The 16,522-nt window shown below is 73.3% G+C and carries 15 protein-coding genes; all 15 read right to left on the bottom strand.

All coding sequences use genetic code 11. The features are described from left to right. Positions 1-54: 54 nt before the first annotated feature. The gene (gene infB, locus H9624_RS00470; RefSeq protein WP_251837961.1) at positions 55-2,949 is read right to left on the bottom strand and encodes a translation initiation factor IF-2; all 2,895 of its coding nucleotides are present in this window, start codon (positions 2,947-2,949) and stop codon (positions 55-57) included. A gap of 126 nt (positions 2,950-3,075) precedes the next feature. Beyond that, a complete protein-coding gene (locus H9624_RS00465) occupies positions 3,076-3,378 on the bottom strand; it encodes a YlxR family protein (RefSeq protein WP_251837960.1) in 303 nt (100 codons plus the stop codon). A gap of 114 nt (positions 3,379-3,492) precedes the next feature. Continuing rightward, positions 3,493-4,476, bottom strand: coding sequence for a transcription termination factor NusA (gene nusA / locus H9624_RS00460; protein ID WP_251837959.1), 984 nt, complete (start codon positions 4,474-4,476; stop codon positions 3,493-3,495). A 9-nt stretch (positions 4,477-4,485) separates the two neighbouring features. Beyond that, positions 4,486-4,974, bottom strand: coding sequence for a ribosome maturation factor RimP (gene rimP, locus H9624_RS00455; protein ID WP_251837958.1), 489 nt, complete (start codon positions 4,972-4,974; stop codon positions 4,486-4,488). Positions 4,975-5,035: 61 nt separating this feature from the next. Next, positions 5,036-5,950: a DUF4439 domain-containing protein gene (locus H9624_RS16745; protein WP_251837957.1), complete on the bottom strand. Its 915-nt coding sequence runs from the start codon at positions 5,948-5,950 to the stop codon at positions 5,036-5,038. 8 nt (positions 5,951-5,958) lie between these two features. Beyond that, positions 5,959-7,749, bottom strand: a complete 1,791-nt coding sequence (locus H9624_RS00445; protein WP_504740221.1) for a proline--tRNA ligase — start codon at positions 7,747-7,749, stop codon at positions 5,959-5,961. A 122-nt stretch (positions 7,750-7,871) separates the two neighbouring features. After that, positions 7,872-8,714: a GNAT family N-acetyltransferase gene (locus tag H9624_RS00440; RefSeq protein WP_251837956.1), complete on the bottom strand. Its 843-nt coding sequence runs from the start codon at positions 8,712-8,714 to the stop codon at positions 7,872-7,874. A 35-nt stretch (positions 8,715-8,749) separates the two neighbouring features. Continuing rightward, positions 8,750-9,913, bottom strand: a complete 1,164-nt coding sequence (ispG, locus tag H9624_RS00435; RefSeq protein ID WP_251837955.1) for a flavodoxin-dependent (E)-4-hydroxy-3-methylbut-2-enyl-diphosphate synthase — start codon at positions 9,911-9,913, stop codon at positions 8,750-8,752. Positions 9,914-9,952: 39 nt separating this feature from the next. Beyond that, complete coding sequence (locus H9624_RS00430; protein WP_251837954.1) at positions 9,953-11,266, bottom strand: M50 family metallopeptidase; 1,314 nt, start codon at positions 11,264-11,266, stop codon at positions 9,953-9,955. After that, positions 11,263-12,438, bottom strand: coding sequence for a 1-deoxy-D-xylulose-5-phosphate reductoisomerase (dxr, locus tag H9624_RS00425; protein ID WP_251837953.1), 1,176 nt, complete (start codon positions 12,436-12,438; stop codon positions 11,263-11,265). Before dxr ends, H9624_RS00430 begins: the two co-directional genes overlap by 4 nt. Continuing rightward, on the bottom strand, positions 12,435-12,992 hold the full coding sequence (locus tag H9624_RS00420; protein WP_251837952.1) for a DivIVA domain-containing protein: 558 nt from the start codon (positions 12,990-12,992) through the stop codon (positions 12,435-12,437). The genes dxr and H9624_RS00420 overlap by 4 nt, the downstream gene beginning before the upstream one ends. Further along, positions 12,989-14,191: a dual-specificity RNA methyltransferase RlmN gene (gene rlmN, locus H9624_RS00415; RefSeq protein WP_251837951.1), complete on the bottom strand. Its 1,203-nt coding sequence runs from the start codon at positions 14,189-14,191 to the stop codon at positions 12,989-12,991. The genes H9624_RS00420 and rlmN overlap by 4 nt, the downstream gene beginning before the upstream one ends. 33 nt (positions 14,192-14,224) lie before the next feature. Next, positions 14,225-15,136, bottom strand: a complete 912-nt coding sequence (locus H9624_RS00410) for a phosphatidate cytidylyltransferase (protein ID WP_307784904.1) — start codon at positions 15,134-15,136, stop codon at positions 14,225-14,227. Then, positions 15,137-15,694: a ribosome recycling factor gene (gene frr, locus H9624_RS00405; protein ID WP_110852334.1), complete on the bottom strand. Its 558-nt coding sequence runs from the start codon at positions 15,692-15,694 to the stop codon at positions 15,137-15,139. It lies immediately after the preceding gene. After that, positions 15,691-16,482, bottom strand: coding sequence for a UMP kinase (gene pyrH, locus H9624_RS00400; RefSeq protein ID WP_251837950.1), 792 nt, complete (start codon positions 16,480-16,482; stop codon positions 15,691-15,693). The genes frr and pyrH overlap by 4 nt, the downstream gene beginning before the upstream one ends. Positions 16,483-16,522: the final 40 nt, after the last annotated feature.

The raw sequence follows: 16,522 nt of genomic DNA, 5'->3' as shown, positions 1-16,522 counted from the left end.
CGCGACGTGGCGCGCACCTGTCGGTGCGCGCCACGTCGCTAGGACTGCAGCCCTCTACTTACGCGGCTTCTCGCGCATCTCGAAGGTCTCGATGACGTCGCCCTCGGTAATGTCGTTGAACGACCCGAGGCTGATGCCGCACTCGAAGCCCTCGCGGACCTCGGTGACGTCGTCCTTCTCGCGGCGCAGGGAGTCGATCGTGACGTTCTCCCCCACGACGACGCCGTCCCGCAGGACGCGCGCCTTGGTGTTCCGGCGGATGGTGCCGGACCGGACGATCGAACCGGCGATGTTGCCGACCTTGGAGGAGCGGAACACCTGGCGGACCTCCGCGGTGCCCAGCTGGACCTCCTCGTACTCCGGCTTGAGCATGCCCTTGAGCGCCTGCTCGACGTCGTCGATCGCCTGGTAGATGACCGAGTAGTACCGGATGTCGACGCCCTCGCGGTCGGCCAGCTCCGTGACCCGCTCCGCGGGCTTCACGTTGAAGCCGATGATGATGGCGTTGTCGACCGTGGCGAGGTTGACGTCGTTCTGGGTGATGGCACCCACGCCGCGGTGGATGATCCGCAGCGCGACCTCGTCGCCGACCTCGATCTTGAGGAGCGAGTCCTCCAGCGCCTCGACGGCACCGGACACGTCGCCCTTGAGGACGAGGTTGAGGGTCTCGACCCGGCCCTGCTGAAGCGCCTCGGTGAAGTCCTCGAGCGAGACGCGCTTGCGGCGCTTGGCCAGCGTCGCGGCGCGCTCGGCGGCGGCCCGCTTGTCAGCGATCTGCCGGGCGGTGCGGTCGTCGCCGGCCACGATGAAGGAGTCACCGGCGCGAGGCACGGAGGTGAGGCCGAGGACCTGCACGGGACGCGCGGGACCGGCCTCCTCGACCGGGACGCCGTGCTCGTCGAACATCGCCCGGACGCGCCCGTGGGCGGTACCGGCGACGATGGCGTCCCCGACGTGCAGGGTTCCGGACTGGACGAGAACGGTCGCGACCGTGCCGCGGCCCTTGTCGAGGTTCGCCTCGATGGCGACACCGCGCGCGTCCTTGTCGGGGTTGGCCCGCAGGTCCAGGGCGGCGTCCGCGGTGAGGAGGACGGCCTCGAGGAGGTCGTCGATACCCATCCGCTGGAGCGCGGAGACGTCGACGAACATCGTGTCGCCGCCGTACTCCTCGGCCACGAGGTTGTACTCGGTCAGCTGCTGGCGGATCTTGGCGGGGTTGGCCGCCTCCTTGTCCACCTTGTTGACGGCCACGACGATCGGCACACCGGCCGACTGAGCGTGGTTGAGCGCCTCGACCGTCTGCGGCATGACGCCGTCGTCGGCCGCCACCACGAGGATCGCGATGTCGGTGACGTCGGCACCACGGGCACGCATGGCCGTGAAGGCCTCGTGACCGGGGGTGTCGATGAAGGTGAGAGCGCGGTCGTGGCCCTCGTGCTCGGTCCAGATCTGGTAGGCACCGATGTGCTGTGTGATGCCACCGGCCTCGCCGGCGACGACGTCGGTGCTGCGGATCGCGTCGAGGAGCTTGGTCTTTCCGTGGTCGACGTGACCCATGACGGTGACGACCGGCGGACGGGCCATGAGGTCCTCGTCGGTCTCCCCGGCCAGCTCGGCGTCGAGGTCGATGTCGAAGCCCCCGAGGAGCTCACGGTCCTCGTCCTCGGGCGAGACGATGTTGATGATGTAACCGAGCTCGTCACCCAGGGCCTTGAAGGTGTCCTCGTCCAGCGACTGGGTGGCCGTGGCCATCTCGCCGAGGTGGAAGAGCACCGTCACGAGCGCTGCGGGGTTCGCGTCGATCTTGTCGGCGAAGTCCGCGAGGCTGGCACCGGCGCGGATCTGCACCTCGGTGGTGCCGTTGCCGCGGGGGACCTGGACGCCACCGAGGCTCGGTGCGCCCTGCTGCTCGAACTCCTGACGCTTCGCGCGCTTGGACTTGCGTCCGCGCACCGGACGGCCGCCGGGACGCCCGAAGGCGCCCTGCGTACCGCCGCGCGCACCGGGACGACCGCGACCCGCGAAACCGCCGGGACGACCGCCGCCACCGGGACCGCCTGCGCCACCGGGACCACCGGGGCCACCGCCACCGGGACGGCCACGGCCGCCGCCGCCACCACGAGCCGGGGCGCCAGGCGTCCCGACCGAGCTGCGGCCGGGCATCATGCCCGGGCTGGGGCGTGCGCCACCGGGACGCGGTGCACCCGGACGCGGGCCTGCCGCACCGGCGCCCGCACCGGGGCGGGGACCGCCCGGACGGGGGCCACCGGGACGCGGGCCGGCTGCGCCGGCACCGCCGCTGCCACCGGGCCGGGGCATGCCCTGGCTCGTGGCGAAGGGGTTGTTGCCCGGACGCGGGGCGCCGGGACGCGGACCACCGGGACGGGGTCCACCGCTGCCACCGGGCCGGGGCATGCCCTGGCTGGTGGCGAAGGGGTTGTTGCCCGGGCGCGGGGCGCCGGGCTTGGGACCGGCAGCGGCCTTGGTGGCCGGCTTCGGTGCCTCGGGGGTGCTCGCCTCGGCAGCGGGCTGCGCGGCGGCGGGCTGCGCGGGCTCGGGGGCTGCCGGGGTCGCCTTGGGCTCGGGCGCCGGCGTCGGTGCAGGTGCACCGGGCTTGGGCGCCGCGGGCCGCTCTGCGGCGGCGGGCGACGGGCGGGCGGGGCTGGGTGCCGGGGCGGCGGGTGCCGCCGGTGCCTCCTGCGGGGCAGGGGCCTCGGGCTCAGCGGTCTTGGCGGCGGGGGCCTTGGGCTTGACCGCCTTCTTGGGTGCCGGCTTCTCCTCGGAGGCCGACGGTGCGGGAATGGCCTCCCGGAGGCGGCGCACGACGGGCGCCTCGACGGTGGACGAGGCCGACTTGACGAACTCTCCGAGCTCGCCGAGCTTGGCCAGAACCGTCTTGCTGTCGACGCCGAGCTCCTTGGCGAGCTCGTGGACGCGAAGCTTTGCCACATTTCTCCTGTCTCGGCCCGCCCGGGACAGGGTGGGGCCGTGTTAGTGCTTGAAACTCATCGCTGGGTACTCATCGGGTGCCCATCGGCTTCCAACCCGCTTTCTTCGTCGATGACTCGTACCGGCTCAGGTCTGACCCGGCGTTCTCGTGCTGAACCACTCCGTGACGGCGGTGGTGTCCACCGGTCCTGCGGAGCGCAGGGCCCGGGGGATCGCCCGCCGGCGATCGGCGAGGTCCAGGCAAGCCCGGTCAGCGTGCAACCAGGCCCCCCGCCCCGGGGCGTCCGTCCGTTCGTCCACCATCGCGCGAGGCGACTGGGGAACGAGGACGACACGCACGAGGGCGGACCGCGGGGCCTTGACCCGGCATCCCACGCATGTGCGCACCTGTCCCTCGCCGGGAGGTGAGGGGGAAGGAGGCGTTGTCATAGGAATTCGGGCTGCGACCCGTCGGGAAGTCTACCCCCACCGGCCCGTGCGGGACAGTGATGGGCCCCGCAGCGGGGGGTGGTGTGTTTCCTCACACGCCCCCGCCGGGGGTGCTCAGCCCTCGGGCTGCTCGCCCTCGGTGTCCGAGTGGATGTCGATCCGCCAGCCGGTGAGGCGGGCGGCGAGGCGGGCGTTCTGGCCCTCCTTGCCGATGGCCAGGGACAGCTGGAAGTCGGGCACGACGACGCGGGCGGACCGCTCCTCGGCGTCCACGACCTCGACGCTCGTCACGCGGGCGGGCGAGAGCGCGTTGCCGACGAAGGTCGCGGCGTCCTCGCTGTAGTCGACGATGTCGATCTTCTCGCCGTCGAGCTCGCTCATGACGGCCCGCACCCGCTGGCCCATGGGGCCGATGCAGGCACCCTTGGCGTTGAGACCGGGAACGGTGGAGGCGACGGCGATCTTCGTGCGGTGCCCGGCCTCGCGGGCCAGCGCCTTGATCTCGACGCTGCCGTCGGCGACCTCGGGCACCTCGAGGGCGAAGAGCTCGCGCACGAGGTTGGGGTGGGTGCGCGAGAGGGTGACCGAGGGCCCCTTGGTGCCGCGCGTCACCTCCAGGACGTAGGCGCGCAGGCGGTCGCCGTGGCGGTAGGTCTCGGTGGGCACCTGCTCGTGGGCGGGGAGCACGGCCTCGAGCTCGCCGATGTCGACGAGGACGACGCGCGGGTCGCGGCCCTGCTGGACGACGCCGGCGATGAGGGTGCCGGCGCGGTCGCGCAGCGAGCCCATCACCTGGTCGTCCTCGGCGTCACGCAGCCGCTGGACGATGACGCTGCGGGCCGTGGCGGTGGCGATGCGACCGAAGTCGCTGGGGGTGTCGTCGTACTCGCCGACGGCGTTGCCCTCCTCGTCGACCTCGGTCGCCATGACGGTGACGCGGCCGGTGCGGCGGTCGACCTCCACGCGGGCCCGCTCCGCGGCTCCGGGGGTGCGCTGGTAGGCGAGGAGGAGTGCTTCCTCGATGGCGCCGACCAGCACGTCGAGGCGGATCTCGCGCTCGCTCTCGATCAGGCGCAGCGCGGTCATGTCGATGTCCATGTGTCCTCCTCAGCCCTCTGCGGCAGCGTCTGCCGCACGCCCCAGCTCGGGCTCGACCGTGCCCGAGGTGATGTCGGACAGCGCGACGACCTGACGCGTGCCCTCAGTGTCGATGACCACGTCCTCGCCGTCGACCGCGAGCACGCGTCCGCGCAGGGCGCCGGACGTGGTGCGCAGGCGGACGAGGCGCCCCTCGGCGCGGCGGTAGTGGCGTGCCGTCGTCAGGGGTCGCGTGACCCCGGGGGTGGAGACCTCGAGGGTGTACGCCCCGGCGACGACGTCGACGTCGTCGAGGGTCGTGGAGACCTGGCGGGAGACGTCGGTGAGGAGCTCGGAGCCGACACCGCCGGGTCCGTCCGTGAGGTCGACGACGACCCGGACGACGCTGCGTCGGCCGGCCGCGCTCACGCTCACGTCCTCGAGGTACAGGCCGGCGTCGGTGACGACGGGCTCGAGGACGCGGCGCAGCTCGGCTGCGACGTCCGACGGGCGTGCCATGGTGCTCTCCTGGGGGCTCGGCTGCGGAACTCCCACACCTTACCCGGGGCGCGGGCCCCCCTCAGGAGAGGCCGGGCAGGGCCGGCAGTGCGGTATCCCACGACCGCGCCTGCCCGGCGGCGTACGTCGCGGCGTCGAGGACGGTCTCCCGGTCCTCCACCGGCGTCCCGAGCAGGGCGACGTACGCGCCGAGGACGTCGAGCTCTGCAGCGCCCGCGAGGGCGCGCTCCGGCGCCTCGGCGTCGGCCGCGTCGCTCACGTCGTAGGCGACCTCGCGCTCGTCCTCCTCGGGGGCGACGGCGCCGGCGACGAGCGCGAGCTGCTCGGCGCGCACGGCGGCGGCCTCGCGCTGCCCACCGCTGCTGCGGGCGGCGACGACCTCGAAGGCGTAGCGGGCGGCGTCGACGGCGCGGGAGGTCTCCGTGTCGACCGTGCCGGGCTCGGGCGCGGGCTGTGGCTCGGCCGGGAGCCGCTCGGCGTCGACGGACAGCGCGCGCGCGAGGTCGGCGGCGAGCCAGGTGCGGGAGATCGCGACGGCGGCGAGTAGCTGGCCGAGCTCGCCGTCGTGCGCGAGGGCGTCCTCACGCGCGGTGGCGGCGCCCTCCTCGAGGAGCTCGAGGACCTCTTGCGGCGTCGCCGCCGCGGCGGGCGCGGGCGCGGTGGGGTCCTCGGGGTACGCCGTCGCGTCCGGGCCGGCACCCGGCCACGGCTCCCACACGCCGCCGAGCGCCTCGTGGTGCTCGGCCGACGCCTCCTCGACGGCCGTGAGCACCTCGCCGACGTCGGCGCCGTCGTCCGTAGCCGCCGCGCCGGCGGCGTCACGCAGCTGCGCGGCCACGAGGGCGGCGTCCTGGCGGGACTCCTCCCCGGCGTCGGCGGTGGGGACCTCAGGAGGCGGCGTCTCGAGCCGGACGCCGCAGCCCGTCAGCGTGAGCGCGGCGAGCAGCGCGGCCCCCAGCGCGCGGCGCCCGCACACGGTGACGCTCAGCTCCCGAGGGCGGTCCGCACGGCCGTGGCGACCGCGTCGACGGCCTCCCCGACGGGAACCTCGCGCCGCTCCCCCGTGGCGCGCTCGCGCAGCTCGACCTTGCCCTCGGCCAGGCCGCGGCCGACGACGAGCACGAGCGGCACGCCGAGGAGCTCGGAGTCGGCGAACTTCACGCCCGCGGACATCTTCGGGCGGTCGTCGAGGAGCACCTCGATGCCCTGCGCGGTGAGCGCGGCGCCGATGCGCTCGGCCTCGGCGAAGACCTCGGGGTCCTTGCCGGTGGCGAGGAGGTGGACGTGGAAGGGGGCCAGGCTCATCGGCCAGGACAGGCCCGAGTCGTCGCACGTCGCCTCGGCGACGGCGGCCAGCGCGCGGCTGACACCGATGCCGTAGGAACCCATCGTCACGGTGACGGCCTTGCCGTTCTCGTCGAGGACCTTGAGGCCGAGGGCCTCGGCGTACTTGCGACCGAGGGCGAAGACGTGTCCGATCTCGATGCCGCGGGCGAGCTCGAGGGGGCCGGAGCCGTCCGGCGCGGGGTCGCCCGCGCGGACCTCGGCGGCCTCGATGGTGCCGTCGGCGGTGAAGTCACGGCCGGCGACGAGCCCGAAGACGTGCTTGCCGTCCGCGTTCGCGCCGGTGATCCAGCTCGTGCCGGGCACGACGCGGGGGTCGAGGAGGTAGCGCAGCGCGGTGCGCTCCTCGCCGTCCTCGCCGGTGTTGGGGCCGACGACGGCGGGGCCGATGTAGCCCTTGACGAGCTCGGGCCGCGTGGCGAGCTGCTCGTCGGTGGCAGGCGCGACGAGGGTGGGCTCGAGCGCCCCCTCGAGCCGCTTGAGGTCGACCTCGCGGTCCCCGGGCAGGCCGACGACGACGAGCTCCTCGGTGCCGTCCGGGTGGGCGAGGGCCAGGACGACGTTCTTCAGCGTGTCCGCCGCCGTCCAGGGACGGTCGGGGCGCGGGTAGAGCGCGTTGGCCTGCGACACGAGGGTGTCGATGGTCGTGGAGTCGGGGGTGTCGCGGACCTCGGCCGCGGGCAGGTCGCTCGCGTCGACGGGCTCGGGCACCGCCGTGAGCGCGGCCTCGACGTTGGCCGCGTACCCGCCGGGCGAGCGGACGAAGGTGTCCTCGCCGGACGGCGTCGGGAAGAGGAACTCCTCCGAGCGGGAGCCGCCCATCGCGCCGCTCGTCGCCGCGACGATGACGTACTCGAGGCCGAGGCGGGTGAAGATCCGCTCGTAGGCCTCGCGCTGGGCGCGGTAGGAGCGCTCGAGGCCGGCGTCGTCGATGTCGAAGGAGTAGGCGTCCTTCATGATGAACTCGCGTCCGCGCAGCAGGCCGGCGCGCGGGCGCGCCTCGTCGCGGTACTTCGTCTGGATCTGGAAGAGCGTGAGCGGCAGGTCCTTGTACGAGGAGTACAGGTCCTTGACGAGGAGGGTGAACATCTCCTCGTGCGTGGGCGCGAGGAGGTAGTCGTTCTCGCGGCGGTCCTTGAGACGGAAGAGGTTCGGGCCGTACTCGGTCCAGCGGCCGGTGGCCTCGTAGGGCTCGCGCGGCAGCAGCGCCGGGAAGTGGACCTCCTGGGCGCCCGCGGCGGTCATCTCCTCGCGCACGACCTGCTCGATCTTGCCGAGGACCCGCAGGCCCAGCGGCAGCCAGGTGTAGATGCCAGGGGCGGCACGGCGGATGTAGCCGGCCCGCACGAGCAGCCGGTGGCTCGGCAGCTCGGCGTCCACCGGGTCTTCACGCAGGGTCCGCAGGAACAGGGTCGACATCCGCATCAGCACGCGCGCCAGCGTATCGCGCCCGCTCCCCCACCCCGTCCGCGCGCCCCACCGGGGGTGGGCACCGGGGTAACAACTCAGCGCTCGGCGCGGGAGGGGTCCCTCCGCTGAGAGCGGGATCCCGCTCAGAAGAGGACGGTGGCGTACGTGCCGACCTGCTCGAAGCCGGTGCGGCGGTAGGTCGCGATGGCGGGGGTGTTGTACCCGTTGACGTACAGGGAGACCACCGGCGCGGTGCGGCGGCGCACGTCCTCGACGACGGCGGCCATCGCCGGTGCCGCGACGCCCTGCCCGCGGTGCTCGGGGTGCACCCACACGCCCTGGATCTGGGCGACGCCGAGCGCGCACGCGCCGACCTCGGCCTTGAAGACGACGCGCCGGCCCTCGGGGGCGTCCTCGATGCGGACGTAGGAGCGCTGGGTCGAGACGAGCTCGTGGACCCGGGCCGCGTAGGCGCCGCCCGAGGCGAGGGGCGAGTAGCCCACCTCCTCGGTGAACATCGCCACGCAGGCCGGGACGACGACGTCGAGGTCCTCGAGACTGCTCAGCCGCACCCGCGGGTCCGGCTCGACGGCGGGGGTGTCGGAGATCGCCATCGACGGCTGGTCGGCACGGATCTCGCGCGAGGGCAGCCAGCCGGGACCGAGCCGGTCCCACAGGCCCAGCACCTGATCGGCGGGGCCGACGATCGAGGACGCCCGCCGCCCGCGGCCGCGGACGTGCTCGGCGACGGCGTCGAGCAGCTCCGGCTCGTCGACGGCGACGGGCACGAGGTTGGCGCCGGACCAGCACATGGCCTGCAGCTCGCCGTCGCACCACACGCCGAGCAGCTCGGCACCGGGCAGCCGGCGGCGGCCGAGCGCCTCGACCTGGACGGCGGCGAGGACGTTGCCGACGGGGTCGGCAGCGCACAGCCCGAGGGCCGCCTCACGGTCCTCGTCCCGCAGGGGACGGACGCGTGGGCCCACGGGGTGGCGCCACCTGCCCAGCACAGGGGCTCCGCTCAGCTGACCGTGACGACGGGTCCGCCGGACTCGGGCTCCAGGCCCATCTGCTCGGCGATCCGGTTGGCCTCGGCGATGAGCGTCTCGACGATCTGGTCCTCGGGGACGGTCTTGATGACCTCGCCCTTGACGAAGATCTGGCCCTTGCCGTTGCCGGACGCCACACCGAGGTCGGCCTCGCGAGCCTCACCGGGCCCGTTGACGACGCAGCCCATGACGGCGACGCGCAGCGGGACGGTCATGCCCTCCAGGCCCGCAGTGACGTCGTCGGCCAGCTGGTAGACGTCCACCTGGGCGCGCCCGCAGGACGGGCAGGAGACGATCTCGAGCTTGCGGGGACGCAGGTTGAGCGACTCGAGGATCTGGTTGCCGACCTTGATCTCCTCCACCGGCGGGGCGGAGAGGGAGACGCGGATGGTGTCGCCGATGCCCTTGGACAGCAGCGCACCGAAGGCGGTGGCGGACTTGATCGTGCCCTGGAAGGCGGGGCCGGCCTCGGTGACACCGAGGTGCAGCGGCCAGTCGCCCTGCTCGGAGAGCAGCTCGTAGGCGCGCACCATGACGACGGGGTCGTTGTGCTTGACCGAGATCTTGAAGTCGTGGAAGCCGTGCTCCTCGAAGAGGGAGGCCTCCCACACGGCGGACTCGACGAGCGCCTCCGGCGTGGCCTTGCCGTACTTCTTGAGCAGGCGCGGGTCGAGCGAGCCGGCGTTGACGCCGATGCGCAGGGAGACGCCGGCGTCGGAGGCCGCCTTGGCGATCTCCTTGACCTTGTCGTCGAACTTGCGGATGTTGCCGGGGTTGACGCGCACCGCGCCGCAGCCGGCCTCGATGGCCGCGAAGACGTACTTCGGCTGGAAGTGGATGTCGGCGATCACCGGGATCTGGGACTTCATGGCGATGATCGGCAGCGCCTCGGCGTCCTTGTCCGTGGGGCAGGCCACGCGGACGATGTCGCAGCCCGAGGCGGTGAGCTCGGCGATCTGCTGGAGCGTCGCATTGATGTCGTGCGTCTTCGTCGTCGTCATCGACTGGACGCTGACGGGGGCGTCACCACCCACCTCGACGTTGCCCACCCGGATCTTGCGGGTGGGCCGACGGGGAGCCAGCACGGGCGGCTGCTCCTTGACGGTCGGGATGCCCAGGGAGATCGGTGTACTCACCTCGTCAGTATCCCCCACCGCACCGCCTGCGTGCACGGCTCAGCCGGTGAGGGTGATCGGCCGCACGATGTCGGCGTAGGCGAGGAGCAGGCTCATGCCCACCATCGCGACGACGACGACGTAGGTGAGCGGCAGCATCCGCGCGACGTCGACGGGGCCCGGGTCCGGGCGTCCGCGCCACGCCGCGACCCGGCGGCGCAGCCCCTCCCACAGGGCGCCGGCGATGTGGCCGCCGTCGAGCGGGAGCAGCGGGACGAGATTGAAGACGAACAGCGCGAGGTTGAGGGAGGCGAGGAGACCGAGGAGGTCCGCGGCCCGCTCGACGACGCCGTACCGCTCGCTGTCGATGGAGGCGATCTCCCCGGCGAAGCGGCCCACGCCGACGAGCCCGACGACGCCCGGGTCGCGCTCCTCCTCGCCGAAGGCCGCCTGGGCGACGTCGACGAGCCGCTGCGGCAGGGTGAGGACGACGTTGACGGTCGCGCCCACCGCCTCCGCGACCCGGCCGGGGACGGCGGTGACCGGCTGCGGCACGAGCTCGGCGAGCGGGCCGATGCCGACGAAGGGCTGCGGCTCGGTCACCGGCTCACCGGCGTCGTCGGTGACGACCTCGCCGTCGACGACGACGGGCCGCTCGGTCATCACGGGCGTCACCGTGACCGTGCGCTCCTGCCCGTCGCGCTCGACGACGACGGCGGCCGGGCTGGGCCCGGACGCGGCGATGGCCGCGCGGACGTCGTCCCACGTCTCGACCGGCCGCCCGCCCCAGGACAGGACGGTGTCGTCGGGCTCCAGGCCGGCGACGGCGCCGGGCGCGGCCGGGTCCGCCTCGGCGCACTCGGTGGCCGCGGGGTCGGCGGGCAGGCACTCCTGGACGTTGCCGAGGGTGGCGGTGTAGGCGGGCACGCCGACGCCGACGAGGACGACGGTGAGGAGGACGACGGCGATGAGGAGGTTCATCACCGGCCCGCCGAGCATGACGACGAGCTTCTTCGGCACGCTGAGGGCCGAGAAGGTGCGGTGCTCCTCGCCGGGGCCGACCTCGGCCAGCGCGTACTCGCGGGCCTCCTCGACGAGGGTGGCGCGGCCGTCACGACGGCGGCGCACGGGCCGGTCGGTCCGCGCGGGCGGGTACATCCCGACCATCCGGACGTAGCCGCCGAGCGGGACGGCCTTGACGCCGTACTCGGTCTCCCCGCGGCGGCGGGACCACAGGGTGGGACCGAAGCCGACGAAGTACTCGGTGACCTTGACGCCGAAGCGCTTGGCGGGCACGAGGTGCCCGACCTCGTGGAGCGCGATCGAGACGACGAGCCCGACGACGAGGACGAGGACGCCGACGAGGAAGCTCATCGCGTGCCTGCCAGCTCCCGGGCGCGGTGCCGGGCCCAGGCCTCGGCGGCGTGGACCGTGGCGAGGTCGAGGCTCGCGGCGGGGACGCCCTCGTGCTCGGCGAGGACCTGCTCGAGGATGTCGGTGATGGCGAGGAAGCTCAGCCGGCCGTCGAGGAAGGCGGCGACGCACTCCTCGTTGGCGGCGTTGAGGACGGCCGGGTGGGTGGCCGAGGCGGCGGCCGCCTGGCGGGCCAGGCGCACCCCGCGGAAGGTGTCCTCGTCGAGCGGCTCGAAGGTCCAGCTCGTCGCCTCGTCCCAGCGGCACGCGGCGACGGCGCGCTGGGGGCGGGCGGGCCAGGACAGGGCGAGCGCGATGGGCAGACGCATGTCGGGCGGGGACGCCTGGGCGATGGTCGAGCCGTCGACGAACTCGACCATCGAGTGGACGACGGACTGCGGGTGGACGACGACGGTGATGTCCTCGACGGCGACGTCGAAGAGCAGGTGGGCCTCGATGAGCTCCAGACCCTTGTTGACGAGGGTCGCGGAGTTCACCGTGACGACCGGTCCCATCGCCCACGTGGGGTGGGCCAACGCCTCGGCGGCGGTGACGCCGGTGAGCTCCTCGCGCCGCTTGCCGCGGAAGGGACCACCGGAGGCGGTGAGGACGAGCCGGGCGACCTCGGCGTGCGTGCCGGAGCGCAGCGCCTGCGCCATCGCCGAGTGCTCGGAGTCGACGGGGACGATCTGGTCGGGCCGCTGCCGCGCGGCGCGCACGAGGGCGCCGCCGACGACGAGCGACTCCTTGTTCGCCAGCGCCAGGCTGGACCCGGCGCGCAGTGCGGCGAGGGTGGGCTCCAGGCCGACCGAGCCGGTGACGCCGTTGAGGACGACGTCGCTGCCGGCGCCGGCGAGCTCGGCGGCGGCCCCCTCCCCCACGAGGACCTCGACCGGAGGGGCCGGCACGCCCCGGTCGGCCGCGACGGCGGCGACGGCGTCACGCACGTCCGCGGCACTGCCGCGGGAGACGGCGACGAGCGGCACCTCGTGGTCGACGACCTGCTCGGCGAGGAGGCGCAGGTTCGCCCCGCCGGCCGCCAGCGCGGCGACCTCGTAGCCGCCGCGGGAGACGACCTCCAGGGCCTGGGTCCCGATGGAGCCGGTCGAGCCGAGCAGCGTGAGCGTGGTCATTCGACGGCCAGGAGGACCTCGACGGCGCGGTCGAGGTAGGCGTCGACGACTCCCTCGGCGTAGGCCTTGTCGCGGCGCGCGGAGGGGAAGGTGACGGTGCGCAGCTCGGCGGCGGTGAGGTCGCCGTCGGCGTCGAAGTAGGCGACGAGCCGGTCCATGAGGTCGTCGACGGCGTCGCGGTCATAGCCGCGGCCCCGCTCGGGCGCCGCGAAACGCTCCCCGGCCGGGCGCACGAGGCGCGGGTAGAGCGTGGTGGCGCGCTCGGCGATCCGGTCCATCCAGGCCTGCTGGCCGTTGGCGGCGACGAAGGAGTCACGGCGACGCTGCACGAGCGCGGCCTCGAGGCGGTCCAGCGCCGAGTCCACCGACCCGGTCGCGTAACCGGCCCGGACGAGGTCGAAGGCCACCTGGCGGACCTCGGTCTCGGTGAGGCCGGTGTCGGTGCCGGAGCGTCCCGCCTCGTAGGCCTGGCGGGCGCGGGTGAAGAACTCCTCGACCTGCTCACGGTCGTAGCCGGTGCTCATCCGCCCCACGACCGGGAACAGCGTGCTCATCGTGGGGGCTCCTTCACCTCGGGGACTCCGACCTTGGGGGCCGCGGTGGCGAGCTGCTCGGCCGCGAGCTGGCCGCACGCGCCGTCGATGTCGCTGCCGCGGGTGTCGCGCACCGTCGTGGGGATCCCGGCCTTGCGCAGCGTCCGGACGAAGGTGTCCTCGACGTCGGGGTCCGAGGCGGTCCACTTCGAGCCCGGCGTGGGGTTGAGCGGGATCGGGTTGACGTGGATCCAGCCCTTGCCGCGGGCGAGGAGCTCGTCGGCGAGGAGCTGGGCGCGCCACTGGTGGTCGTTGATGTCGCGGATGAGCGCGTACTCGATGCTCACGCGGCGCCCGGTGGCGTCGAAGTAGCGGCGGGCCGCGTCGAGCAGCTCACCGACCTTCCAGCGGGAGTTGATCGGGATGAGCTCGTCGCGCAGGCCGTCGTCGGGGGCGTGGAGGGAGACGGCCAGGGTCACGGGCAGCCCCTCCTTCGCGAGCTTGTCGATGGCGGGCACGAGGCCGACCGTCGAGACGGTGACGTTGCGGGCCGACAGCCCGAAGCCCGCGGGGCTGGGCTCGACCATCCGGCGCACCGCGTTGACCACGGCGCGGTAGTTGGCCAGCGGCTCGCCCATGCCCATGAACACGACGTTGGTGAGGCGGGTGGGGCCACCGGTGAGGAGTCCGTCGCGGCAGGCCGCGGCCGCGACGCGCACCTGCTCGACGATCTCCGCCGTCGAGAGGTTGCGGGTCAGGCCCTGCTGGCCGGTCGCGCAGAAGGGGCACGCCATCCCGCAGCCGGCCTGCGAGGACACGCACAGGGTGGCGCGCTCGGAGTAGCGCATGAGGACGGACTCGACCTTGGCGCCGTCGAAGAGGCTCCACAGCGCCTTGCGGGTGGCCCCGCCGTCGGCCTGGAGGGTGTGGACCTCGGTGAGGAGCTCGGGCAGCAGCTCGTTGATGAGCTCGTCGCGACCGCCGGCCGGGAGGTCGCTCATCGCGGCGTCGTCACGCGTGAGGTGGCTGAAGTAGTGGCGCGAGAGCTGGTCGGCCCGGAAGGCGGGCAGGTCCTTCTCCCGCAGCACCGCGGCGCGGTCCTCGCGGGTGAGGTCGGCCAGGTGGCGCGGCGGCTTGCCACGGCGGCGCGCGGTGAAGGTCAGCTGGGGCCGCTCACCGGCAGCGCCTGGCGTCGGAGGGAGGGGTGAAGTCGTCGACATGTCGGTGCCGATTGTTCCATGCGTTCCTGGGAATCAGCCGACGAACGTCGTGAGCAGCAGGTAGCTGGCCGGCGCCGTCATGAGCAGGGAGTCCAGCCTGTCGAGGATTCCGCCGTGGCCGGGCAGGAGCGTGCCCATGTCCTTGAGTCCGAGATCACGCTTGAGGAGCGACTCCGAGAGGTCCCCGACGGTGGCCGTGACGACCGCACCGGCGCCGAGGACCAGCCCCACCCACCACGGCGCGTCCAGCGCGAGGAGTGCCAGCCCGACACCGACGGCGGCCGCGAGGACGAGCGAGCCGCCGGCTCCCTCCCACGACTTCTTCGGGCTGATCGAGGGGGCCATCGGGTGGCGGCCGACGAGGACGCCGGCGATGTAGCCGCCGGTGTCGTTGGCGACGGCGCACAGCACGAGGGTGAGGACGAGCCAGGGCCCGCGGTCCTCGGTGAGGAGGAGGACGGCGAAGCCGGCGAGGAAGGAGACGTAGGCGGAGGCGAGGATGCCGGCGCAGGCGTCGCGCACGGCGTCGGGGCCCCCGCCGTCGAGCACGCGCCACACGAGCACGCCTCCCGCGGTGAGGAAGAAGGCGACGAGCATCGCCCCCGGCCCGGCCGTGTAGGCCGAGACGAGGATGCCCGCGTTGCCCACCCACAGCGGCAGGAGCGGCACCATGACGCCGCGGGTGCCGACGGCGCGCGCGAACTCCCACAGCGCACCGCTCGTGGCGAGCAGCGCGAGGACGACGAACGCCTCCTCGCGCACGAACAGGCACAGGAGGAGCACGCCGAGCAGACCCAGACCGACGGCGATCGCGGCGGGCAGGTTGCGTCCCGCGCGGCTGGCCGGCTTGGGCGGCGCCTGGGTCACGATGGCGCGCCGCGCACCCTCCTGGATCTCGCGGATCTGACGGCGGGTGAGCGGCGGGTCACCGCCGGTGGTGCTCACTCAGACCTCGAGGAGCTCTCGTTCCTTGCCGGCGAGCAGCTCGTCGACGGCGTCGACGCGCTTCTTCGTCAGCCCCTCGAGCTCCTTCTCGGCGCGGTCGACCTCGTCCTCGCCGGCCTCGCCGTCCTTCTTCATGCGGTCGAGCTCGTCCTTGGTCTTGCGGCGGACGTTGCGGATGGAGATGCGCGCGTCCTCGGCCTTGGTCTTGGCGAGCTTGACGTAGTCGCGGCGGCGCTCCTCGGTGAGGGCGGGCAGCGCGACGCGGATGACGTTGCCGTCGTCCGTGGGGTTGACGCCCAGGTCCGACTCGCGCAGCGCCTTGATGATCGCGTTGGAGGCGCCGCGGTCGTAGGGCTGGATGAGGACGGTGCGCGCCTCGGGGATCGTCAGGGAGCCGAGCTGCTGCAGCGGCGTGGGGGCGCCGTAGTAGTCGACAAGGATCTTGGAGAACATCCCCGCGTTCGCCCTGCCGGTACGGATGCCGGCGAAGTCCTCGCTGGCCACCTCGACAGCCTTGTCCATCTTCTCCTCGGCCTCGAGGAGGATCTCGTCGATCACCGTGTCTCCTTCATGTCGTCTCCTGCCGCGGAGGTGTCGCCACCGCCGTCGACCGTCACCAGTGTGCCGATCTTCTCACCCAGCAGCGCACGCGTGACGTTGCCGGGCGTGTTCATGCCGAACACGCGCATGGTCAGGCCGTTGTCCATGCACAGCGAGAACGCGGCGGCGTCGACGACCCGCAGGCCCTGGCGCAGCGCGTCGGCGTAGGTGACGTGGTCCAGGCGGGTGGCCGTGGGGTCGAGGTTGGGGTCGGCGGTGTAGACACCGTCGACGCCGTTCTTGCCGACGAGGACCTCGTCGCAGTGCGTCTCGAGCGCACGCTGGGCCGAGACCGTGTCGGTCGAGAAGAACGGCATGCCGGCGCCGGCGCCGAAGATGACGACGCGGCCCTTCTCCAGGTGGCGCACGGCGCGCAGCGGGATGTAGGGCTCGGCGACCTGGCCCATCGTGATGGCGGTCTGCACGCGGGTGCGCACGCCGGCCTGCTCGAGGAAGTCCTGGAGGGCGAGGGCGTTCATCACGGTGCCCAGCATGCCCATGTAGTCGGCGCGGGAGCGGTCCAGCCCGCGCTGGGAGAGGTCGGCGCCGCGGAAGAAGTTGCCACCGCCGACGACGATGGCGATCTGCACGCCGGCGGCGTTGGCCTCGGCGATCTGCTTCGCCACGCCGGCCACGACGTCGGCGTCCAGACCGATGGAGCCGCCGCCGAAGACCTCACCGGACAGCTTGAGGAGGACCCGGCGGGGCGAGGGCCCGCTCGCGGGCGTGTCGGACGAGACGTTCATGCAGACCTCCGGGAGATGGTGTGCGGGTGGCCCCCCCCCC

It is taken from the genome of Oceanitalea stevensii (assembly GCF_014837105.1).
GTDB lineage: Bacteria > Actinomycetota > Actinomycetes > Actinomycetales > Actinomycetaceae > Oceanitalea > Oceanitalea stevensii.
The sequence above is the reverse complement of the archived record's forward strand: the minus strand, read 5'-3'. Positions and strand labels throughout refer to the sequence as shown.

Bases quoted from the DNA above. Each gene is read 5' to 3' on its own strand.
- H9624_RS00465 (WP_251837960.1), bottom strand. From the start codon at position 3,378: ATGACAACGCCTCCTTCCCCCTCACCTCCCGGCGAGGGACAGGTGCGC.
- nusA (WP_251837959.1), bottom strand. From the start codon at position 4,476: ATGGACATCGACATGACCGCGCTGCGCCTGATCGAGAGCGAGCGCGAG.
- rimP (WP_251837958.1), bottom strand. From the start codon at position 4,974: ATGGCACGCCCGTCGGACGTCGCAGCCGAGCTGCGCCGCGTCCTCGAG.
- H9624_RS00430 (WP_251837954.1), bottom strand. From the start codon at position 11,266: ATGAGCTTCCTCGTCGGCGTCCTCGTCCTCGTCGTCGGGCTCGTCGTC.
- dxr (WP_251837953.1), bottom strand. From the start codon at position 12,438: ATGACCACGCTCACGCTGCTCGGCTCGACCGGCTCCATCGGGACCCAG.
- H9624_RS00420 (WP_251837952.1), bottom strand. From the start codon at position 12,992: ATGAGCACGCTGTTCCCGGTCGTGGGGCGGATGAGCACCGGCTACGAC.
- rlmN (WP_251837951.1), bottom strand. From the start codon at position 14,191: ATGTCGACGACTTCACCCCTCCCTCCGACGCCAGGCGCTGCCGGTGAG.
- pyrH (WP_251837950.1), bottom strand. From the start codon at position 16,482: ATGAACGTCTCGTCCGACACGCCCGCGAGCGGGCCCTCGCCCCGCCGG.